The sequence below is a fragment of the Streptomyces sp. NPDC088124 genome (assembly GCF_040685895.1).
Taxonomy (GTDB): Bacteria; Actinomycetota; Actinomycetes; order Streptomycetales; family Streptomycetaceae; genus Streptomyces.
Genome location: NZ_JBFBJB010000003.1, coordinates 172964 through 194492, shown reverse-complemented (window position 1 = coordinate 194492; position 21529 = coordinate 172964). Strand labels below are relative to the sequence as shown.

Below are 21529 nucleotides of genomic sequence, written 5' to 3'. Positions count from 1 at the left end.
AAAGCACGAAACTCGCGGAAGATTGTCGCCGTCGCATACCGCCGGGTACAGTCGCGGCCACTGCTTTCCCTCTGGGATTCCTTCCATCAAGGGCCGGATTTCCCAGACCCTGGTTCTGCTGCCGAGGCGAGAGAGAAGTTGGTGAACGACCAGCACGCCCACGCCGGGTACACCGCATACGACGGTTACCAGAACGGCAGCTTCGAGACAGATCCCCTCTTCGGCTCCCTGCCGGACGGTTCCGCGGGCGCGGGTGGATACGGCGGCGCTTCCGCCTCCACCGGCCAGTACGCGACCGTGCAGGCCGACCACTACGACAGTGGCCAGTGGGACACCGGCGCCCATCACCAGCCCACCGCGTACGACGCCTACGGCACACAGGCGTACGACACCAGCGGCCAGTGGCCCACGGTCGCCCCGACCGCCGCCACCGACGGCGGCGGCTATCCGCAGGACGCCACAGGCGAGTGGGGTTCCGGCGCGTGGCACCAGGTCGTCCAGCCGAACAGCGCTGACGGAACGGGCCAGTTCGACAGCACGCAGTTCAACGGCGCCCCGTACGGTTACGACACGCCCGGGGCGACGGCGACCGCCGCGTTCGATCCCACGCAGGCGGCTCAACTCGAAACCGCACAGTTCGAGGCGGCACAGTTCGAGGCAACGCCCTTCGAGGCAGCGCAATTCGAAGGCGCACCGTTCGAGTACGAGGCGACCGCTCAGTGGACCGCGTCCACGTTCGACAGCGGTTCGTACGATGCCACGGCCTGGAACGGGGCCACCGGGGCCGCCGCGCCGCACGAGGACACGTCGTACGCGTACGGCGCCCCCGGCCCCGAGCCTGAACGGGCCTACGGCACGGAGCCCGACCACGAATCCGAGCACGGCTACGAGACCAAGCACGGCTACGGGACCGAGCAGGGCTACGAGACCGTCGCCGCCGAGGCCCACGCCGCACCGGAGACCGGGCCGGCGGCCGAGGCGGAACATCCCACGCCGGCCGTCGACTTCACCAAGAACCCCGAGAACTCCGAGAACACCGAGAGCCCCGCGGAGTCCGGCGCTCCGGATGACGACCCCGACGCGCTGCACATGGCGCCGACGATGGCCACCCCCGCCGTGGCAGCCGTCCCGCGCCCCGTGCGCCGGGCAGGCGGCAGTGGCGGCGGCAGCCGGGGCCGCCGCCGTACCCCCGCCAAGCGCTCGGCCCTCCTCACCGTCGCCGTCCCCTCCGCCTGCGTGATGGGCGTCGCCGGCATCGCCGCGGCCTCCGTCGGCGGACTCACCGGCGAGGACACCAAGGACGACTCCACCACCACGGCCTCCGCCGAGGACACCGCCTCCACCAAGCCCGTCACCGCGGCCGCCAACAACAAGCTGGACACACAGCTCGCCGCGCTCAGTGCCGACGCCCGCGACTTCGGCGACCGCGCCAGTCGCACACAGGAGCGGATCGACCTCCAGGAGCGGAAGGAGGCGGAGCGGCAGCGCGCCAAGGAAGAGGCGGCGCGCAAGGAAGCGCTCCGCCCCAAGTTCGCCCTCCCCGTCTCGCAGAGCGGGCTCAGCGCCCAATACGGCCAGGCCGGCGTCAACTGGATGTCCATGCACACGGGGATCGACTTCCCCGTGTCGTACGGCACGCCTGTCATGGCCGCGACCGACGGCACCGTACGCACGCAGTACAACAGCGCGTACGGCAACATGGCGATCGTGACCGCCGCCGACGGTACGGAGACCTGGTACTGCCACCTCAGCACCACCAAGCTCCGCTCCGGTTCGGTCAAGGCCGGTGACGTGATCGCCTACTCGGGCAACTCGGGCAACTCGACCGGCCCGCACCTGCACTTCGAGGTACGGCCCGGCGGCGGCGCGGCGATCGACCCGCTGGCCTGGCTCCGCAGCCACGGCCTCGACCCGACGTAAAACCCGGCGCGTACGCCCTCCCGCCAGCCAGGCCGTACTACGTTGCCCGTACGTGTGCCGTACGTGCCCTGCCACCCGGCAGGGCACCCCACCCTCCCGGGCCTACAGCTTCTCGACCGGCGCGTACCGCAGCAGCAGCCGCTTGGGCTTGGTGTCCCCGAAGTCGACCGTCGCCTGTGCGTCCGCGCCCGCGCCGGTCACCTCCATGACCGTGCCGAGCCCGAACTGGTCGTGCGTGACCCGGTCGCCCACCGCCAGCGCGATCACCGGCTTGTCGCTCGTACGCCGCGTGGCGAAGCCCGAAGGCCCGCCGCCCGACCGCGAGCGCGCGGCGGTGGAGGAGAGCGACGACGTGATCCCGGACGTCGGACCCGCCGGGATCTGCGCGCCGGTCCGCTTCCACTCCAGGTGGTGTTCCGGGATCTCCTCCAGGAAGCGCGAGGCCGGGTTGTACGAGGGCTGCCCCCAGGCGCTGCGCATCGACGACCGCGTCAGGTAGAGCCGTTCACGGGCGCGCGTGATGCCGACGTACGCGAGGCGGCGCTCCTCCTCCAGCTCCTTCGTCTGGCCGAGGGCGCGCATGTGCGGGAAGACGCCGTCCTCCATGCCGGAGAGGAAGACCACCGGGAACTCCAGGCCCTTGGCGGTGTGCAGCGTCATCAGCGTGATGACGCCGGAGCCGTCCTCGTCCTCGTCGGGGATCTGGTCGGAGTCGGCGACGAGCGCGACCTTCTCCAGGAATTCGGCGAGGGTCGGGGTCGCGGCCGCGACCGGAACGGCGGCCTCCGTACCGCCTCCGCCCTCTTCTCCGGTGGCCTCCGCGCCAGCAGTGCCGTCATCGCCACCAGCACCGTCACCGGCGTCGGCGGCCGCCGCGGCCTGGTTGCGCTCCTGTTCGAACTCCAGCGCCACCGACGCCAGTTCCTGCAAGTTCTCGATCCGGGTCTCGTCCTGCGGGTCGGTCGAGGCCTGAAGTTCCGCCAGATAGCCGGTCCGTTCGAGCACGGCCTCCAGGACCAGCGCCGGCCCGGCGCCCGACTCGACGATCGTACGCAGCTCCTCCATCAGCGTGTTGAAGCGCTTGACGGCATTGGCCGAGCGGGCCGCCATGCCGTACGCCTCGTCCACCCGCCGCAGCGCCTGCGGGAAGGTGATCTTCTCCCGCAGCGCGAGAGCGTCGATCATGGCCTCCGCGCGATCCCCGATGCCGCGCTTGGGCACGTTGAGGATCCGGCGCAGCGGTACGTTGTCCTCCGGATTGGCGAGGACCCGGAGGTAGGCCAGGACGTCACGGACCTCCTTGCGCTCGTAGAAGCGCACTCCGCCGACGACCTTGTACGGCAGGCCGACCCGGATGAAGATCTCCTCGAAGACGCGGGACTGCGCGTTCGTCCGGTAGAAGACGGCGACGTCACCCGCCTTGGCCTCGCCCGCGTCCGTCAGCCGGTCGATCTCGTCGGCGACGAACTGCGCCTCGTCGTGCTCCGTGTCCGCGACGTAACCGGTGATCTGGGCGCCGGCGCCGGCCTTGGTCCACAGGTTCTTCGGGCGGCGGCTCTCGTTGCGCTCGATGACCGCGTTGGCGGCGCTGAGGATCGTCTGCGTGGAGCGGTAGTTCTGCTCCAGCAGGATCGTCGTCGCGTCCGGGTAGTCCTCCTCGAACTGGAGGATGTTGCGGATCGTGGCGCCGCGGAAGGCGTAGATCGACTGGTCGGCGTCGCCGACCACACAGAGCTCCGCGGGGTCCTCGCCCTCGCCGGAGGGGCCCACCAGTTCGCGTACGAGGGTGTACTGGGCGTGGTTCGTGTCCTGGTACTCGTCCACCAGGACGTGCCGGAAGCGGCGCCGGTAGTGCTCGGCGACGTCGGGGAACGCCTGGAGCAGGTGGACGGTGGTCATGATGATGTCGTCGAAGTCCAGGGCGTTGGCCTCGCGCAGCCGTGCCTGGTACATCCGGTACGCCTCGGCGAGCGTCTTCTCGAAGCCGTCGACGGCCTGTCCCGCGAAGGTCTCCTCGTCGATCAGCTCGTTCTTGAGGTTGGAGATCTTGGCGCTGAAGGACTTCGGCGGATAGCGCTTGGGGTCGAGGTCCAGATCGCGGCAGACCAGGGCCATGAGCCGCTTCGAGTCGGCGGCGTCGTAGATCGAGAACGACGAGGTGAACCCGAGCCGCTTCGACTCGCGCCGCAGGATCCGCACGCAGGCGCTGTGGAAGGTCAGCACCCACATCGCCTGGGCGCGCGGGCCGACGAGCTGCCCGACGCGCTCCTTCATCTCGCCCGCGGCCTTGTTGGTGAAGGTGATCGCCAGTATTTCGCCGGGGTGGACGCTGCGGGTGCCGAGGAGATGGGCGATCCGGTGGGTCAGCACCCGGGTCTTGCCGGATCCGGCTCCGGCGACGATGAGCAGCGGCGACCCCGTGTGCACGACGGCCGCGCTCTGTTCCTCGTTCAGCCCTTCGAGGAGCGAGGCCGGGTCGATGACCGTACGGGCCGCCCCGTTGCGGTGGTACGGATCCCGGGCCGGGGGCAGGTCGTACGCGCCCTGGAACAGGTCGTCGGGCACCTGCTCCGGGGCGTCTTCGTCCAGGTCCTCGGGGGGCGGGGGGTGCTCGTCGCCGGAGGGCTGGAGGTCGGCCAGGAAACTGTCGTCAAAGAGGCTGCTCATCGCTTAACGAGTCTAGGCCGCCACACCGACAGTCGGAGCCCGCCCGGCAAAGCCGGCCCCCGGAAGGCGGACGGTTCCGGCTCACACACGGAGCGTAACGCTATACCCCCTATTGCGGCTCCCTGCACTCCGCACGAGCAAATGGTCACAGAAATGTATCGGGCATATCGGCCATCCACCTTCACATCAGCGCCACATCTTGGCTAGCGTGCTCGATCAGGCAGCCCGTACCTCTGAAGGCGATCCGCGCCGAGCGGGCGGCCCACGCCGAATCCGGGCTTTCCACGGGAAGTTCGGAACCGGGGACCCACTCTGCAAGACCGGGGTGAATCGGGCCGTACGTTCGCCGTACGTACAACGCCCGTAGGGCAGCCTTCCGTTCCGCCCGAACCCGACAGCTAACCCGGTAGGCGGTCCACGGAAGGAGATGCCGAACTTGGCGTCGCATCGCAAGGCGCGCAGCCGTAGCGGGGTACGCACCAACGCCCCTGCCGTCGGGATCACGACGGCCGCCCTGGCCTCGGTCACGCTGCTGTCGACGCAGAGCGCGGACGCCGCGCCCACGGAATCGAAGTCCTCGCCGTCGGTCGAAGAGGTGGAGAAAAAGGTCAGCGACCTGTACCGCCAGGCCGGTGGTGACGCGCAGAGGTCCGCCAGGACGAAGGAGGCGACGGCCAAGCAGAAGCGCACGGTCGACCGGGTCATCGACGGCGTGGCCAAGAGCGCGGACAAGCTGAACGAGGCCCGCCGTACGCTCGGTTCCTACACGTCCGCGCAGTCCGGGGGCGGCGCGGGCACCCCCGCGGGCGCCCCGGCGACCCCGGCCGCTTCCGTCGCTCCGGCAGCCCCGGCAGCACCTGTCACCCCTGTCGCCCCTGTTGTACCGGCGATGCCTGCCACCGCCCCCGCCATGCCTGCCACGGCCCCCGCCGCCGTACTGTTCGCGGACAGCCCGCAGACGTACGTCGAGCAGACGGGGATGACGGAGCGGCTGACCGACCGTCAGCAGAGCCCCGTCGCCGACCACTGGAGCTCCCGGGCGGACACCCGCGCTCCGGAGTCGCCGGACGAGTCCCAGGAGTCCTTGCGGACCAGCAAGGAGCAGATCCAGAAGAAGCTCGCCGAGGCCCGCGCGCTGCTGGCGCGGCTCGGCGCGGAGGAGCAGGCGCGGCTGGCCGCCCTGGAGCGCAAGAAGGAAGAAGCGGCCCGCCGCACGGCGGAGGCGAAGGCCAAGGCGGAGGCCCGCGACAAGGCGCAGGCCGATGCCGAGGCGGAGCGCCGGCGCGAGGCGGAGCTGATCCGGCCCCGGTCGCAGCCCCAGGCTCCGTCGGCCGACCCCGGCACGAGCACGGGAGCGGGCACCGGAACGGGCACCGACGCGGCAACGATCGCAGGTGCGAACGCGGGAACGGTCGGCGGCCCCGGACTGGAGGCCGTGACCGGCGGTGACGCCGCCGGCATCTACGCGGCCAAGGCGGCGAAGGTGCTCGCCTTCGCACGCACCCAGATCGGCAAGCCGTACGTCTGGGGCGCCTCGGGACCGAGTTCGTACGACTCCTCGGGCCTGACCCAGGCGGCCTGGCGGGCGGCCGGCGTCGAGCTGCCGCGCAGCACGAGCGACCAGGTGGACACGGGCACCCGCGTCACCACCGATGATCTGCTCCCCGGCGACCTGGTCTTCTTCTACGACGACAGCAGCCACGCCGGCATCTACATCGGCGACGGCATGATGATCCACGCGCCCAAGCCGGGTGCGAACGTGCGCGAGGAATCGATCTACTACCTGCCGATCTACGGCAGCGTCCGCCCGGCCTGACCCGGTCGCGGTGCCCCGGGGACCCCGTCGTGGCGCCCGCGGACCCGACGGACCCGACCCGGCCGGGGCGGGTCCGTCGGGGGCCGGGGTCAGGTCCAGAGCGTGGCGATGAGGATGTTGGCCACGGTCAGCCCGCCCACCGCGCCGAACAGCGGCTTCTCGGCCGCCTCGTCGTCCCGCTTCACGTAGACGATGCCCATGATCACGACCAGGACGGCCAGCTTGACGCCGATCTTGATGTTGTTGAGCGGCTGGTCGTCGGCCTGGTTGAGGCCCACCAGCACCATCCCCGTGATCAGCATGGTGAGGGCGCCGTGCAGCATCGCCGGGGTGAAGCGCGCCGTACCGGCGCTCATCGCCTTCATCTGGGTCAGGAAACCGCCGAGCAGGGCGGCTATGCCGATGATGTGCAGGGCGACGAAGACATTGATCAGTACGTCCATGCCGGGAGCGTAGCCGGGCCCATATCACCCGCCTTCGGTGAGGTGCGGCTTACTTCCGCTATCGGTCGGGTCCGTCCGGAAGGGCGCGCTCCGTCGGGCCGTCATGATCGCGAAACGCTCCGGAACCTTCACCTCCCGCCAATACCCGCCATGTCGAGGCCGGACTGTGACCGTGCGCCCTAACGTCCTGCGTGCGGCCCTCATGGGGCCGTACCGGGCGGCCGTACCGCACGGAGTCAACGGAACCGAAGGAAACGGACCCCGCCCCCGTGGCAGCGCACCGAAACCACCGAAAGCCCAGGCAGCGCCTGTTCACCGGCCAGGCCGGCCGCACCGCGGCGACGCTCGCGCTCGCGGGAGCCGCGACCGCCACCGCCGCGGGCCCCGCGCAGAGCGAGCCCCGGCTCACCCCCGCGCAGATCCAGGCCGAGGTCGACACGCTGTACGCGCAGGCGGAGGCGGCCACCGAGCAGTACAACGGGGCGAAGGTGAAGGCCGACGAGGCCCGCGCCTCGCTCACCGAGCTGCGTGACGAGGCCGCGCGCAGGACCGACGGGCTCAACACCTCGCGCGCCGAGCTGGGCTCGATCGCCACCGCGCAGTACCGCAGCGGCGGCCTCGACCCGGCCGTACAGCTCGCCCTCAGCTCCCGGCCCGAGGACTACCTGGAGCAGGCCGGTGTCGCCGAGCGGGCCGGCAGCAGGCGGGCCGCCACCGTCGCGGGGATCCGCCGGGAGCTGTCGCGGATCGCCGGGCTGCGTTCGCGGGCGGGCACCCAGCTCGCCGATCTCACGGCCCGCCGTGCCGAGCTGGCCCGGCACAAGTCCACGATCCAGCGGAAGATCGGCTCCGCCCAGCGGCTGCTCGACGAGCTCACCGCCGAGGAGCGCGGCCGGTACGAGGCGCGGGGCGGAACGGGGCGGCAGGACGGCGGGGACGCGGACCGCGCGGACCGGGGGACGCCACGCGGCACGACGGCGGCGCCGAACGCGCGGGCCGAGGCCGCCATCGCCTTCGCGTACGGCGCGATCGGCAAGCCGTACGTGTGGGGCGCGACCGGTCCCGGCTCCTTCGACTGCTCGGGGCTGACCCAGGCCGCGTGGCGTGCCGCCGGGGTGGCCCTGCCCCGTACCACCTACACGCAGATCAACACGGGCCGACGCGTCGCCCGCTCCGAACTGGCCCCCGGTGACCTGGTGTTCTTCTACTCGGGCATCAGTCATGTCGGTATCTATGTGGGCGGCGGGCAGATGATCCACGCGCCCAGGCCCGGTACGGCGGTCCGGCTCGCGCCGGTCGACGAGATGCCGTTCGCGGGCGCCGCCCGCCCCCTCTAGCGTCCCCCAGTGCCCCTCCCGGCTCCCTCCCGGCCTCCCGGCCGCCCTCCCGGAACAGGTCGGCCGACGTTCCTCCCGGACCGCCTGACAACCCTCCTGGAGCATCCGTCTGACGCCCTTTCCGGTCCGTCCACGCGGCGTCGGCCTCCGACCGCCCCTGACGGCCCACGCCGGAGTGCCCCGCCCGCGGTTGCGGGTCACGATGTGCAGCAAGCGGTCCGCTCATCGGCCCGCGAGGTGAGACGGGGCACGCCGGGCCGGGAACGGCGGGGTGATCGGAGAGGGGCGGTTGTGAGACGAGCCACCACTGTCAGGGCAATGGCCCTCGTGGCCGGCGCGCTGTTCGTCCTGGCCCCCGTGGGGGTCACCCCGACAGGCTGCGGAGATCTCTCCGGCGGCAGACTCTGTGTCGAGGGCCCGATCGGGGGCGCGGGCCCCTTCACCACGCGGTACGTACGCCACGGGGACGAGCCCGACATCCGCGTACGCCTCGGCTACCAGCGCAAGGACGCCCGGCTCACGGCCTTCCCCGGCTGGTTCGGCACACAGCGCACCCGGCACGGCCGCGCCGAACTGACCGGCGTCATCGACACCCTGCCCGGCGAGTGCATCCGCGGCGTGCTGGACCACCGGGGGCGGCTGTTCGTCACCGGGTGGCACTGCTCGTAGCCGTCCGGCCCGCCGGGCGGCCGTGAGCCGTCAGACCAGCCGGCGGGCCGTCGCCCAGCGGGTCAGCTCGTGCCGGTTGGAGAGCTGGAGCTTGCGCAGGACCGCCGAGACGTGGGACTCCACCGTCTTCACCGAGATGAAGAGCTGCTTGGCGATCTCCTTGTAGGCGTATCCGCGCGCGATGAGCCGCAGCACCTCGCGCTCGCGCTGGGTGAGCCGGTCCAGGTCCTCGTCCACCGGAGGCGCGTCCGTCGACGCGAAGGCGTCCAGAACGAAGCCGGCCAGCCGGGGCGAGAAGACCGCGTCGCCCTCCTGGACCCGGAAGATCGAGTTGACCAGGTCCGTGCCGGTGATCGTCTTGGTGACATAGCCGCGGGCGCCGCCCCGGATGACGCCGATGACGTCCTCCGCCGCGTCCGAGACCGAGAGCGCCAGGAAACGCACCGGGTTCTCCGCAGCCGTCATCATGGGGGCGCTGCGGCGCAGCACCTCGACCCCGCCGCCGCCCGGCAGATGGACGTCGAGCAGGACGACCTCGGGACGGGTCGCGGTGATCACGGTGATCGCCTGGTCGACGTCGGCGGCCTCGCCGACGACCTCGACGCCGGTCTCCTCCGTGCGGCCGATCTCCGCCTGGACGCCCGTACGGAACATCCGGTGGTCGTCGACGAGCACGACGCGGACCCGGCGGCCGTCCCCCGCCGGTTCCCCGCTCGCCGCGGGAGTGGATTCGGCGTGTACGCCCTCGCTCATGGTCTGTGCCCCTCGCCCTCGTCGCTCCGCCGCGGTCCCCGCGGCTCTCGTACCGTACGGTCCCCGCCCGGCGACCGGTCCATCCCCTGTGGATCCCCTGTGGGTCGGCGCGCTCCCTCTCCTCGGCCGACCGCCGGCCGGCCCTCGGCCGGCGCGCTCCGTCCGTCAGTCGTCGGCGCGCTCCATCTCCAGCTCGACCTCCGTACCGCCGTCGGGCACCGCGCGCAGCCGGGCCGTGCCCCCGTTGCGCTGCATCCGGCCGATGATCGACTCGCGGACGCCCATCCGGTCGTCCGGCACGGCGTCCAGGTCGAATCCCGGGCCGCGGTCGCGCACGGAGAGGAAGACCGTACGCCCCTCGACCTCCGCGAACACCTGGACGGCGCCGCCCTCGCCGCCGTACTTGGCGGCGTTGACCATCGCCTCGCGCGCGGCCTGCATCTGCGCGGACAGCTTCTCGTCGAGCGGGCAGTCGCCGACGACCACGACCTCGATCGGCACCCCGTGGTAGTCCTCCACCTCGGCCGCCGTCCGCTTCACCGCGTCGGCGAGGGTGGTGGGCTCGTCCGCCTCGTCCTTGCCGGTGCCCTCCGGTTTGTAGAGCCAGGCGCGCAGCTCGCGCTCCTGTGCGCGGGCGAGCCGGCGGACCTCTCCCCCGTCGTCCGCGTTGCGCTGGATGAGCGTCAGGGTGTGCAGGACCGAGTCGTGGACATGCGCGGCGACCTCGGCGCGCTCCTGGGCGCGGATCCGCATCAGCCGCTCCTCGGAGAGGTCCTGGGTCATCCGGACGAGCCAGGGCCCGGCGAGCAGGGCGGTCCCGGCGACGACGGCGATCGCGCCCGTCAGCACATTGCCGAACTGGGCCGCCGAGCCGCGCACCACCACGAAGACGGCGAGGCCGAGGCCGACCAGCGCGACACCGGCGAGGCTCCGGGCCAGCTGGAATATGCGGTGGCGGCGGCCGATCTCGGTCCAGCGGGCACGGCGCGCGTTGTCCGCCTGTCGCCAGACGAGGACGACGCCGACGCCGATCAGCAGCATCGGCCAGATGTAGCGGTCGGCGTGGCTGCGACCCAGGCTGACATTGCCGATGAAGGTGGCCGCGCTGACGACCAGCGCGAGCAGGGCGAAGAGCTGCCCCTTGTCGGGCTTGCGCAGCCGTCGTCTGCCGTCGGGGCTGATCTCGAAGAGCGGGCGCGACTCGACGGCCCGGCCGCCGACGCCGAGCGGGACGACGATCCAGAACACGGCGTAGAGCAGGGCGCCCAGGCCCTGTGAGAAGAAGAAGAGGAGGAAGACGAGCCGGACCCAGACCACCGGCAGACCGAGATGACCGGCGAGCCCGCGCGCGACACCGCCGAGCAGCCGGCCGTCCGCGCTGCGGTACAGCTTGCGCGGCGGCAGCTCCTCGGGCCCGGGGGCACGGGAGCGCGGCGGCGCGGCGGGGCGAGGCGGGGCGACTGGCATGACACCGATGGTCACACGGCGGGGTGCGGCAGGGCATCAGGGTCGTACCCCTGACGCGACCCTGATCCGTTCCCGGGGGCGGGGCGGGGCCAATATCAGGGTCAGACCGGGGTCGTCGCCGGTGGAGACCGGGCCCTCGCACCGTCACCATGGGCGTATGACCCAGCCGCCGACTCAGCCGCCGTCCTCGCCGACCGCGCCGTCCGACGCGTCACCTCCGCCGTCGGGCGCGGACGCGGTCCCGGGCGCGTCCGCGCCCCTGCAGCGCAGTTCCCGTCAGAAGGTGTTCGCGGGGGTGTGCGGGGGGCTCGGGCGGTACTGCGACGTGGACCCCGTCATCTTCCGGATCGTGCTCGGTGTCCTCGCGGCCGCGGGCGGGCTCGGGCTGATCTTCTACGGCTTCGCCTGGCTGCTGCTCCCGCTGGAGGGCGAGGAGGAGAACGAGGCGCGCAGGCTGCTGTCGGGGCGGGTGGACGGCGCGTCGCTGATCGCCGTGCTGATGGCGCTCGCGGGGTGCGGTCTCTTCCTGTCGATGCTGGACAACGGGGAGACGCTGAGTTTCGCCGCGATGCTGTCCATCGCGGTCGTGGGGTCGGCGGTCTGGTCGCAGCACCGGCGGGGGACGCTGCCGGACGGCGGGCCGCTCGATCCGGCGACGGCGCACATGGTGGCGGACGCTCCTCCGGAGACGAAGGCGCCGCCGACGCCGGGCTCCCCGTCGTGGTGGCGGGACCCGATCGTGAAGGACGGCTCCACGGGCCCCGTGGGGACGGACTACATGTGGGGGCCGGAGGACGCGCGGATGGAGGCGCGGCCTTGGGCCTGGCACAAGGACGGCAGGGACGGAGCGGGCGACCGGGACCGGTCCGGTGCCCGGATACGGGAGTCCCGCCCCCGGGGTCCGCGGGGGATCGCCGGGATCGTCTTCCTGCTGGCGCTGCTGGCGGGCGGGCTCGGGACGGGGCTGTCCTGGGAGAGCCGGCCGCTGGGCGTGAGCCTGGAGACAGGGCTGACCGCCGCGCTCGCGGTGTTCGGTCTCGGGATCGCGGTCAGCAGCTTCCTGGGCCGTACGGGGGCGGGCACGGTCTTTCTGACGGTGGTCACGGCGGGGCTGCTCGCCGGGAGCGCGGCCCTGCCGCAGAACATCACGACGGAGTGGGCCCGCCGGGACTGGGCGCCGGTGTCGGTGGCTGCGGTACAACCGCACTACGAACTGGGGTCGGGCATCGGCACCCTCGATCTGGGCGGGCTCGCCATTCCGAAGGGGCGGACGGTCACCTCGTCGGCCGAGGTCGGCGCGGGACAGCTCAAGGTCGTCGTACCGGAGGGAGTGACGGTGAAGATGACGGCGAAGGCCGGTCTCGGGGACATCAGGCTGCCGGGTGAGACGCCGAACGATATCGACATATCGCCGGCCCAGTCGCGGGGGCGCGTGCTGGCGCCGGCCGCGGGCAGCGCTCCGGCGGGGACGCTGCTGTTGACACTGAAGGTCGGGCTCGGACAGGTGGAGGTGACCCGTGCTGCTTCATGAGTTCCGGCCGGGCCGACTGATCGTGGGGCTGACGGCGCTGACGGCGTCCGCCGCGTACGCGGGCGACGCGGCGGACGCCTGGCACACGCCGTGGTTCGCGGCGCTGCCCCTGGTCTTCTTCGGGCTGTTCCTGGCGGCCGTGGTGACCTTGGGCCACTACCTCATACGCCGGCGCCGGTCGGCGAGGACGGCGTCCAAGGAGAACGTCGGCGCTCCGGCGAGCACGAGCGGCAGCCAGGCCATGAGATAGGGGAGGTCGTTGCCGTAGTAGTACGGCGTGGCCTGCCAGCTCACGGTGAGCCAGAGGCTGAGCGAGATCAGGGCGCCGCCGAGTGCGGCGATCCGGGTGAGGAGGCCGAAGAGGGCGCCGAGACCGACGGCGAGTTCACCGATGGCGATGGCGTATCCGAAGCCGGCGGGGCTCTTGAGGGCCAGGTCGACGAGGGCGGGGATCGCGGAGCTGTCGCGGACTCCCCGCATCATCTCGCCGACGGAGCCGCTGCCGGTGGCCGAGAAGAAGCCGCTCTGGGTGAGCTTGTCGATGCCCGCGTAGATGAAGGTGACGCCGAGGAAGAGCCTCAGCGGCAGGAGTGCGTGACGCGTGGCGCTCTCCCGCAGGCCGGGGCGCTCGCCGCCGAGCCCTCCGTAACCGTCCATCCGGTAGCCGTGTGTCATCGCCGGGTCCGCCTCTCCCTGTCCCGCACCGCTGCCACGGAGGCGGCTGCCTCCGCGTGCCCTGCCCCTGCATACGCAGTGAACACATCCGGCGCTCAGTGAACCAGCCGTTGGGCAGCACCGGACGGGCCTACTCGGAAAAGACGTGAAAACTCTTCATCGGAACAGGAGCAACTATCGGCCGAATTCGTTCAGTCCATGACTTCGATGATCACGCGGTTGGTTTCGGTCCCCGCCGCGGTGACGACCTGCACCTCGACGGCTCCGGGCTCCACCTCTACCGGTACGGGCACGGTGAGTGAGGTGTCCGCCGGGTTGGCGAAGCCGCCGGGGACGGGCACCAGCGGCACGTGGACGTGGACCGCGCCGATCCGGACGACCATCCGGGCCAGCCGGTCCGGGGTGCCGGCGCCGGGTGGGACGAATCCTGCGCCGCGGATCTCGATGTCGTCGCCGGTCCGGATGGGGGCGTCGAGATCGCCCGCCTCCCTGGCCCGTACGACGGAGAGCACGACGGGGCGCCCGCCCTCGGCGTACTTCCCCGCGAAGTAGGTGGCGGCGGAGACCCCGACGAGCAGGGCCAGCGCCCAGGGCAGATCGGGCAGTTGCTCGGGGCGCCGGGCGAACCGGGCGCCGGCGAAGACGACGGCGACGGCGTTCACCAGCGTGTACTGCACATCGGTGAAGCTGCCGCGTCCGCCGTCGTCGCAGAGCAGGTCGGCGAGGCGGGGCCGGTCGGCACGCACCTTCTGGAGCCGCTGGCCCAGCACCCGTACGGACACCACGCGGCGCACGACGACGGCGATGGCGCACACCACGGCGAGGACGCTCACCAGACCCGCGCCCCGGGCCAGTTCGAGACCGGCGATCAGTTCGTCACGGCTGCGGTGCCCGGAGGCGCCGGCGAGCTCGAAGGCGAGGACGAGGACGGCGTAGACGACGAGCAGCACCCAGGCGGAGGCGACGGTCCGTGAGGTCGAGAGCCGGTTGTCCTCACCGATCAGCGGCGCGAGCAGCCCGCCGCGGGCGCGGTGCAGCCACGCGGCGGCGGTCAGCAGCCCGGCGCAGACGACAGCGGCGACCAGCCCGGCCGTCCGGGCGAGGGTCCAGCCGGTACCGATCGCGGTCACCGCCTGCGCCAGCAGGAGCAGGACGACGCAGCCCCACGCAGCGAACAGGGTGTGCCGCCAGACGGTGTGCAGCCAGGCGTCCCCCGCCTCACGGCTCCGGTCCGCCACCGCGCGGGCGGACTGGGTGAGTTCGTCGGACACCCACTGCCGGGAGGCACCCACGGAGTGCGCGACAGCGGCGGGCAGCCCCTGCCCGGCGGCCAGTTCATCGCGCTTCGCCAGGAACGCGGCCACGGCTCTCCGGTGCCCTTCCCGAGCCCCGTGCGGACAGTCCCCGCACGCACAGCCACCGCTGTGCACGCCCTGCCGCACCTCTTGCACCGCCACGCCGATTGCCGCCTTCCCGTCCCGCGCCTCAGCCCGGGTCCCGCCCGGATGAATTTCCTTGCATCGCAAGGAAATTGTCCCGCACGAAGGGAGGGGTATACGAAGTTTGCCGGGTCGGTGCGGGTGACAACATCGTTACGGTGTTGACCCGCGAACCCGCCGGGCTCAGTCCTCCGCGGGACGGCGCCGGTTGATCGCGGTGAGGTCGATACTGATGGCGAACGGCTCCTTCAGCTCCAGCCGTTCGCGGTGGATGCCGGTCGGGACGTAGACATGGGGTGCCGGGTCGAGTTCGTAGCTGTAGACCACGGGGAGACCGCGCTCTTCCTCGACCCTCCAGAAGTAACGCACCCCGGCGGCGGCGTACTTGCGCGGCTTGACCTCACGGTCGCGCTCCACGGAGTCGTCGGAGACGACCTCAACGGCGAGAACAATGTCTTCCGGCCTGTGCCAGGTCTGCCGCGGACCGGTATCCCCCTCCACGCGGTACACCAGGATGTCCGCCTCCGGGCGATTCTTGTGATCGATCCTGATGGTCATCTCACGATCGACGTCAAGCTCATCAGGCGCCTGGTCGAGCAGCGCACGCTCCAGCAGACGCATGGTGCGCATATGAAATCGAGTCTGCGGACTCATGAGGACGAGGCTCCCGTCGATCAGCTCAGTGTGCGGCGGGAGGCCCGGAATCCGGTCGAGGTCGTCCGCGGTCCAGCCCCCGGCGGGCGGGATCGGCCACTGGTATCGCGATTCCAGCCCGTGCTCAGGTGCGGCGCTCATGATTACTCCCATACGACGGAGTCTGACCCCTACCAGCAGCGTACCCAGCCGATACGGCAACGCCGCCGCCCAAACGAATGAGCGACGGCGTCGGCGTTGACCAGCCCGGGGAGGCTACTCCCACTCGATGGTGCCCGGGGGCTTGCTCGTCACGTCGAGGACCACGCGGTTGACGTCGGCCACCTCGTTGGTGATGCGGGTGGAGATCTTCGCCAGTACGTCGTACGGCATCCGCGTCCAGTCCGCGGTCATCGCGTCCTCCGACGAGACCGGCCGCAGCACGATCGGGTGGCCGTAGGTCCGGCCGTCGCCCTGGACGCCCACGGAGCGCACATCGGCGAGGAGGACCACCGGGCACTGCCAGATCTCGCGGTCCAGACCCGCCGCCGTCAGCTCCTCGCGGGCGATGGCGTCCGCGTCGCGCAGCAGGTCGAGGCGCTCGCGCGTGACCTCGCCGACGATACGGATCCCCAGACCGGGGCCCGGGAACGGCTGGCGCTGGACGATCTCGTCCGGCAGCCCGAGCTGCTGGCCGACCATCCGGACCTCGTCCTTGAACAGCTTGCGCAGCGGCTCGATGAGCTGGAACTCGATGTCGTCGGGAAGCCCGCCGACGTTGTGGTGCGACTTGATGTTGGCGGTGCCGGTGCCGCCGCCGGACTCCACCACGTCCGGGTAGAGAGTGCCCTGCACGAGGAACGCGACGTCCTCGCCCTCCGCGCCCGCCTCCGCGACGATCTCCGCCTGGGCCTGCTCGAAGACCCGGATGAACTCCCGGCCGATGATCTTCCGCTTCTGCTCGGGGTCGGAGACCCCGGCCAGCGCGGTGAGGAAGCGCTCCTCGGCGTCGACCACCCGGAGCTGCACGCCCGTCGCGGCGACGAAGTCCTTCTCGACCTGCTCGGTCTCGCCCTTGCGCATCAGACCGTGGTCGACGTATACGCAGGTGAGCTGGGATCCGATGGCCCGCTGCACCAGCGCCGCGGCCACCGCCGAGTCCACGCCGCCGGAGAGTCCGCAGATGGCGCGCTTGGTGCCGACCTGCTCACGGATGAGCGCGACCTGCTCGTCCACCACATTGGCGGTGGTCCAGGTCGGCTCGATGCCCGCGCCGCGGTAGAGGAAGTGCTCCAGGACCTGCTGGCCGTACGTGGAGTGCATGACCTCCGGGTGGTGCTGCACCCCGTACAGCTTCTTCTCGTCGTTCTCGAACGCGGCGACCGGCACGACGTCCGTGGACGCGGTGACCGTGAACCCCTCGGGCGCGGCGGAGCAGGCGTCGCCGTGCGACATCCAGACGGACTGCTCGGCCGGGGTCCCCTCGAAGAGGGTGGAGCCGGTCTTCGAGACGCGCAGGGAGGTACGGCCGTACTCACGCGCCCCCGTGTTGTCGACGGTCCCGCCGAGCGTGGTCGCCATGAGCTGGAAGCCGTAGCACATGCCGAAGACGGGGACACCGGCCTCGAAGAGCGCGCGGTCGACGCTCGGGGCGTTCTCCGCGTACACGGAGGACGGGCCGCCGGAGAGGATGATCGCCTTGGGCTTCCTGGCCAGCATCTCGGCCACCGGCATCGTGGACGGGACGATCTCGCTGTAGACCCGGGCCTCGCGGACGCGGCGGGCAATGAGCTGGGCGTACTGCGCGCCGAAGTCGACGACGAGTACGACGTCGGGGGCGGCGGGGGGTGCTGCTGGCACTGGGGGCGGCCTTCCGGCGGAGGTGGGACGTTCACACGGCGCTGACGAGCAGCACGGTGCTGTTCTCCCGAGTCTAACGGGGGCGGTGCCGGGTGAGGGGCGGTCCCTGAACGGAGACGGACGGAGACCGACGGACGGATGGAGACGGACGGAGACCGACGGACGGATGGAGACGGGTGGAGACGGGTGGAGCCTGGCCCGTCTCACCATCCGGCCCCGCTTTGCGGTCCGCCCGGACACCGGGTCCATACTGTGGCCATGCACAAGCAGCTCACCTTCGTCTTTACCTATGGCACCGGCCCGTCCGGCTGCCATGGTCGTGCTGCTTGAGCTGACAAGCGACTTCCCAGGCGCCCCGGGCCGACAAGGCCCGGGGCGTCTGTCGCGTTCGGGGCCGTACGGCTCAGGGCCCCCGAACCGACAAGGAACCCGTCATGGCATCCGACACCACCACCGCCGCCGCCGCCACCACCGACGCCACCAGCGCCGACGCCGCACGCACGGCCACGCGCCACGAGAACACCGGCGCCCGCACCACCGAGGCCGCCTCGCTCATCGGCGGCGCGCGGGAGCGGATCGACGCGCTGGACGACCGCATCATCGGCCTCGTCCAGGAACGGATGGCGATCTCCGCCGTGATCCAGGACGCCCGGATCACCTCCGGGGGGCGGCGCGTCAATCTCTCCCGGGAGATGGAGATCCTCGCCCGCTACCGGGACGCCCTCGGCAAACCGGGCACCGCGCTGGCGATGACGCTGCTGGAGCTGAGCAGGGGCCGCGTCTGACACCGCCGCTGTCCCGCTCTTCTCACCCGTACGGCACCGTGACCGCTCGCAGGGCCCGTTCGTTGGGCCGTACGGGCACGCACCGCACTTCATCGCAGTCGGGAGAAGGACCGCGTGGCTCCGCCGGGACGTGCGACGGGTACGTCGTGGGACCTCGTCCCGGCGCCCGTGACCGGCGGGCAGGGGACAGCCGCCCGGTCACCGGAGGAACGGCCGGTTCCGGGGACGCCCGGGACCGGCCTCGCGGCCACACAGTGTGAGGCAGGCCACCTAAAGATTCTGTGAAGACCGCTGCAACCATTCCCATGGGTCACAGGTCTTGCATGCGAAAACAACGGCCTCACCCGTGACCCCACATCATCTGGGAGGGCCCAACGACTCCGCACCGCATCCTGCCGGTGCGCCGAATTTCGCTGAGGTCTTTCATGAAGCTCCGCCGCGCCATGGCGGTCGCAGCCGCGACCGCCGTCATCGCCCCCGCCGCGTTCTTCGCGGCGCCGGCCGCGTTCGCGACCGAAGGCGACACCACCGCCCCGCAGACCTCCGCCGAGAGCCCCGGGTCCGAGACCCCCGGCTCCGAGACGCCCGAGGCCGGCGCCGGTGAGACCGGCGAGACGCCGCCCGTCGTGGAAACACCGCCCACCGACGAGGCCCCGGCACCGCCGGAGACCGGCGAGGAGACCGCGGGCACTCCGCCGACCAAGCCCGAGGAGGGCGCTCCCGAGGAGGGCACTCCCGAGGCCGGGAAGCCCTCGCCCAGCGCCTCACAGAGCACGCCGGCGGCCGAGCCGTCCGAAACCTCGGCCGGCGAGGCCCCCGGCACACCCGTCGAGTGCTCCGAGGACGGCGACCTCGTCGACGACGACTTCAAGACCAGCCTGACCGGCCTGCCGGAGCGGGTCGTCGCGGGCAGCGGCTTCCACGGGTTCAAGTTCAACGTGTCGAACCAGGGCAAGAACGTCTACAAGCGTGTCGACCTCGGTGTCTTCGCGGGCCAGATCGACGAGAAGACCTGGGAGATCACCTCTCAGCACCTGACGCTCCAGTACAAGGACCCGGAGTCGGGCCAGTGGATCAACATCTCCCTGGACGACAACGACGAGGGTGCCGGCTACCTCGGTTACACCGACGTCCGGGCGAAGGAGTCGTTCTCGATCGACCTGCGCCTGAGCGTGGACAAGTCGGCCCCGGCCGGCCTCGGTTACGCCATCGGCATCGGCGTCTACGCCGATGACAAGGGCAACTGCGTCATGGCGGGCGACTTCGCGTCGTACGAGTTCGAGATCGTCGCCGCCGGTTCGGACGCGGGCAACCCCGGCGAGGCCAAGCCGCAGCCGCGGCCGCAGACCGGTGGCAAGAAGCCGATCCCGGCGAAGCCGGTCGGCAACACCGAGATCAAGCCGCAGGGCCACCTCGCGGAGACCGGTTCCTCCTCGACGGTTCCCGTCATCGGCATGGTGGGCGGGATCGCCATCGTCGCCGGTGCCGGAGTGATGTTCGCGATGAAGCGCCGTCGCAACGGCGACGCCGCCGCGTAACACCCGCGGGCGGAACGGAACCGCTGAAGCTGGAGAGGCGCTGCACTCGGAGGGGGGTGCAGCGCCTCTCTGCGTCCGCGTCAGTTCTGCGTCCGCGTCAGTTCTTTCGGGGCTTTCGGGGCTTTCGGGGCTTTCGGGGCGGGACCGTCGGTATCCCCAGGAACGGCAGCCTCAGCTCGCCGAACGCCCCCGCCGGGACCACCGGTGACCGCGGCGCCACGGGCGTGGGTCGCGCGTACGGCGCCCCCGCGGCCTGCTCCGGGCGTGGATCACGGTCCCCCTTGTTCGGCCAGAAGGACATCGCGCGTTCCGCCTGGGCGGTGATCGTCAGCGACGGGTTGACGCCCAGGTTCGCCGAGACCGCCGAGCCGTCGACCACGGAGATCCCCGGGTGCCCGTACAACCGGTGGTACGGGTCGATCACGCCCTCCTCCGCCGATGCCCCGATGGCGCATCCGCCCAGGAAGTGCGCGGTCAGCGGGGTGCCCATCAGCTCGCCCACGTTGCTGCCGGGGAAACCGTTGATCTCCTCGGCCACGAGGGTCGCGGCGCGCGTGGCCTCGGGGATCTGCGTCGGGTTGGGGGCGCCGTGGCCCTGGCGGGCGGTGAGCAGGCCCTTGCCCACGCCGCCCGGTTTGCGGTACGTGGTGAGGGAGTTGTCCAGCGTCTGCATGACCAGTCCGATGATCGTCCGTTCCGACCATCTGCGGTACGAGAGCGACCGGAGCAGCAGCACCGGATGGCGCACGGCGTTCCCGAGCCAGTTCCGGACACGGTGGTCGCCGTACGGCACCTGGAGGATGGAGAGCGCGCCCATGGCGTTGGACCCCTTGCCGTACCGCACCGGCTCGATGTGCGTGGTCGCGTTGGGGTGGATGGAGGACGTGATGGCGACGCCCCGGGTGAAGTCCGCCTTCGGCGCGCCGTGGCGTGCGCGGTAGCGCCGGTCCAGGGTCTGCGCGCCCACCAGCGCCTCGGAGTTGGTGCGGGTCAGGGCCCCGAGCCGGGACGAGAGGCGCGGCAGCAGGCCCCGGTCGCGCATCGTGTGCAGCAGGGTCTGGGTGCCGTACGTACCGGCCGCGACCACGACATGACGGGCCCGGAACACTTTTCCGGGGCCGCCCGTTCCACCTTGTGAACGGCTCGTTGAACGGCTTGTTCTACGACCCACGCGCCGTTGGTCCGTCGGCACGGTGGTGACGCGGAGGCCGCCCTCCTCGTCCTCCGTGAGGGCGGTCACCGAGGTCATGGGGTGGATGACCGCTCCGGCCCGCTCCGCCAGGTACAGGTAGTTCTCGGTCAGGGTGTTCTTCGCGCCGTGCCGGCAGCCCGTCATGCACTCCCCGCACTCGGTGCAGGCGCGGCGCGCCGGCCCCGTACCGCCGAAGTACGGGTCGTCCACCGTCGCCCCGGGGCGGGCCGTGGGCGTCCCGGCCGCGTCCGCGCCGTCCCCGAAGAAGACGCCGACCGGGGCCGGACGGAAGCTGTCGCCCACGCCCATCGCCTCGGCCGCCGCCCTGAGGTGGACGTCCGAGGGGGTCGTCGTCGGATTGAGCCGTACGCCGAGCATGCGCCGTGCCTGGTCGTAGTACGGCCTCAGCTCCTGCTCCCAGTCGGTGATGGCGGCCCACTGCGGGTCCTCGAAGAAGGCGGCGGGCGGCACGTACAGCGTGTTGGCGTAGTTGAGCGAACCGCCGCCGACCCCGGCGCCCGCCAGCACCATCACGTTGCCGAGCAGATGGACGCGCTGGATGCCGTACAGACCGAGGGCCGGGGCCCAGAGATAGTTCCTGATGTCCCAGGAGTTCTTCGGGAGCGTCTCACGGGTGAAGCGCCGGCCCGCCTCCAGGATTCCGACCCGGTACCCCTTCTCGGTCAGCCGCAGCGCGGAGACCGAGCCGCCGAAACCGGAGCCGACGACGATCACGTCGTAGTCGTACGCGGGATCGTGCCCACGGTCGGGGTCGGGGTCGTATGCGGCCTTCTTCTGTTCCAC

General features: G+C 71.4%; 16 protein-coding genes and 1 riboswitch. Of the genes, 7 read left to right on the top strand and 9 right to left on the bottom strand.

Features of this window, described 5'->3' with window-relative positions:
• Positions 1–141 precede the first annotated feature (141 nt).
• The gene (locus tag AB0P17_RS03610) at positions 142–1920 is read left to right on the top strand and encodes a peptidoglycan DD-metalloendopeptidase family protein (RefSeq protein WP_365807206.1); all 1779 of its coding nucleotides are present in this window, start codon (positions 142–144) and stop codon (positions 1918–1920) included.
• Between the two features lie 102 nt (positions 1921–2022).
• Here the strand turns inward: AB0P17_RS03610 and AB0P17_RS03605 are convergent, their stop codons facing one another.
• On the bottom strand, positions 2023–4587 hold the full coding sequence (locus AB0P17_RS03605; protein WP_365807204.1) for an ATP-dependent DNA helicase: 2565 nt from the start codon (positions 4585–4587) through the stop codon (positions 2023–2025).
• A 255-nt stretch (positions 4588–4842) separates the two neighbouring features.
• Positions 4843–5016, top strand: a riboswitch (cyclic di-AMP (ydaO/yuaA leader).
• Between AB0P17_RS03605 and AB0P17_RS03600 the strand changes: the two genes are divergently transcribed.
• Positions 5015–6403 carry an NlpC/P60 family protein gene (locus AB0P17_RS03600; RefSeq protein WP_365807202.1) on the top strand — a complete coding sequence of 463 codons (1389 nt, stop codon included), beginning with the start codon at positions 5015–5017 and terminating at the stop codon, positions 6401–6403. Its footprint overlaps the riboswitch before it by 2 nt.
• 89 nt (positions 6404–6492) lie before the next feature.
• Here AB0P17_RS03600 and AB0P17_RS03595 read toward each other — a convergent pair whose 3' ends face one another.
• A complete protein-coding gene (locus AB0P17_RS03595; protein ID WP_365807200.1) occupies positions 6493–6846 on the bottom strand; it encodes a hypothetical protein in 354 nt (117 codons plus the stop codon).
• Between the two features lie 269 nt (positions 6847–7115).
• Here AB0P17_RS03595 and AB0P17_RS03590 point away from each other — a divergent pair, with 269 nt between their 5' ends.
• A complete protein-coding gene (locus tag AB0P17_RS03590) occupies positions 7116–8183 on the top strand; it encodes an NlpC/P60 family protein (RefSeq protein ID WP_365807199.1) in 1068 nt (355 codons plus the stop codon).
• A 318-nt stretch (positions 8184–8501) separates the two neighbouring features.
• Positions 8502–8852, top strand: coding sequence for a hypothetical protein (locus AB0P17_RS03585; protein ID WP_365807197.1), 351 nt, complete (start codon positions 8502–8504; stop codon positions 8850–8852).
• A 30-nt stretch (positions 8853–8882) separates the two neighbouring features.
• On the opposite strand, the gene AB0P17_RS03580 is transcribed toward AB0P17_RS03585, so the two are convergent.
• On the bottom strand, positions 8883–9605 hold the full coding sequence (locus tag AB0P17_RS03580) for a response regulator transcription factor (RefSeq protein WP_365807195.1): 723 nt from the start codon (positions 9603–9605) through the stop codon (positions 8883–8885).
• Between the two features lie 165 nt (positions 9606–9770).
• Entirely contained in the window at positions 9771–11072 is a 1302-nt protein-coding gene (locus tag AB0P17_RS03575; protein ID WP_365807193.1) for a PspC domain-containing protein, read from the bottom strand.
• Between the two features lie 157 nt (positions 11073–11229).
• Here AB0P17_RS03575 and AB0P17_RS03570 point away from each other — a divergent pair, with 157 nt between their 5' ends.
• Complete coding sequence (locus tag AB0P17_RS03570) at positions 11230–12603, top strand: PspC domain-containing protein (RefSeq protein ID WP_365807191.1); 1374 nt, start codon at positions 11230–11232, stop codon at positions 12601–12603.
• Positions 12604–12759: 156 nt separating this feature from the next.
• Here the strand turns inward: AB0P17_RS03570 and AB0P17_RS03565 are convergent, their stop codons facing one another.
• The 4 genes from AB0P17_RS03565 to guaA all read right to left on the bottom strand — a co-directional run bounded on the left by AB0P17_RS03565 (position 12760) and on the right by guaA (position 17210).
• Positions 12760–13260, bottom strand: coding sequence for a DoxX family protein (locus AB0P17_RS03565; RefSeq protein ID WP_365807334.1), 501 nt, complete (start codon positions 13258–13260; stop codon positions 12760–12762).
• Between the two features lie 209 nt (positions 13261–13469).
• Positions 13470–14735, bottom strand: a complete 1266-nt coding sequence (locus AB0P17_RS03560; protein WP_365807189.1) for a hypothetical protein — start codon at positions 14733–14735, stop codon at positions 13470–13472.
• A gap of 165 nt (positions 14736–14900) precedes the next feature.
• Positions 14901–15512, bottom strand: a complete 612-nt coding sequence (locus AB0P17_RS03555; protein ID WP_365807187.1) for a Uma2 family endonuclease — start codon at positions 15510–15512, stop codon at positions 14901–14903.
• 114 nt (positions 15513–15626) lie between these two features.
• Positions 15627–17210, bottom strand: coding sequence for a glutamine-hydrolyzing GMP synthase (gene guaA, locus AB0P17_RS03550; protein WP_365807185.1), 1584 nt, complete (start codon positions 17208–17210; stop codon positions 15627–15629).
• 434 nt (positions 17211–17644) lie between these two features.
• Between guaA and AB0P17_RS03545 the strand changes: the two genes are divergently transcribed.
• A complete protein-coding gene (locus tag AB0P17_RS03545) occupies positions 17645–17995 on the top strand; it encodes a chorismate mutase (RefSeq protein WP_365807183.1) in 351 nt (116 codons plus the stop codon).
• 425 nt (positions 17996–18420) lie between these two features.
• Positions 18421–19533, top strand: coding sequence for an LPXTG cell wall anchor domain-containing protein (locus tag AB0P17_RS03540; protein ID WP_365807181.1), 1113 nt, complete (start codon positions 18421–18423; stop codon positions 19531–19533).
• A 97-nt stretch (positions 19534–19630) separates the two neighbouring features.
• On the opposite strand, the gene AB0P17_RS03535 is transcribed toward AB0P17_RS03540, so the two are convergent.
• Positions 19631–21529: a GMC family oxidoreductase gene (locus AB0P17_RS03535; protein ID WP_365807179.1), complete on the bottom strand. Its 1899-nt coding sequence runs from the start codon at positions 21527–21529 to the stop codon at positions 19631–19633.

Coding starts and splice junctions, on each gene's coding strand:
- AB0P17_RS03605 (WP_365807204.1), bottom strand. CDS start 4,587: ATGAGCAGCCTCTTTGACGACAGTTTCCTGGCCGACCTCCAGCCCTCC.
- AB0P17_RS03600 (WP_365807202.1), top strand. CDS start 5,015: ATGCCGAACTTGGCGTCGCATCGCAAGGCGCGCAGCCGTAGCGGGGTA.
- AB0P17_RS03570 (WP_365807191.1), top strand. CDS start 11,230: ATGACCCAGCCGCCGACTCAGCCGCCGTCCTCGCCGACCGCGCCGTCC.
- AB0P17_RS03565 (WP_365807334.1), bottom strand. CDS start 13,260: ATGGACGGTTACGGAGGGCTCGGCGGCGAGCGCCCCGGCCTGCGGGAG.
- AB0P17_RS03540 (WP_365807181.1), top strand. CDS start 18,421: ATGAAGCTCCGCCGCGCCATGGCGGTCGCAGCCGCGACCGCCGTCATC.
- AB0P17_RS03585 (WP_365807197.1), top strand. CDS start 8,502: ATGGCCCTCGTGGCCGGCGCGCTGTTCGTCCTGGCCCCCGTGGGGGTC.
- AB0P17_RS03580 (WP_365807195.1), bottom strand. CDS start 9,605: ATGAGCGAGGGCGTACACGCCGAATCCACTCCCGCGGCGAGCGGGGAA.
- AB0P17_RS03595 (WP_365807200.1), bottom strand. CDS start 6,846: ATGGACGTACTGATCAATGTCTTCGTCGCCCTGCACATCATCGGCATA.
- AB0P17_RS03545 (WP_365807183.1), top strand. CDS start 17,645: ATGGCATCCGACACCACCACCGCCGCCGCCGCCACCACCGACGCCACC.
- AB0P17_RS03555 (WP_365807187.1), bottom strand. CDS start 15,512: ATGAGCGCCGCACCTGAGCACGGGCTGGAATCGCGATACCAGTGGCCG.
- AB0P17_RS03575 (WP_365807193.1), bottom strand. CDS start 11,072: ATGCCAGTCGCCCCGCCTCGCCCCGCCGCGCCGCCGCGCTCCCGTGCC.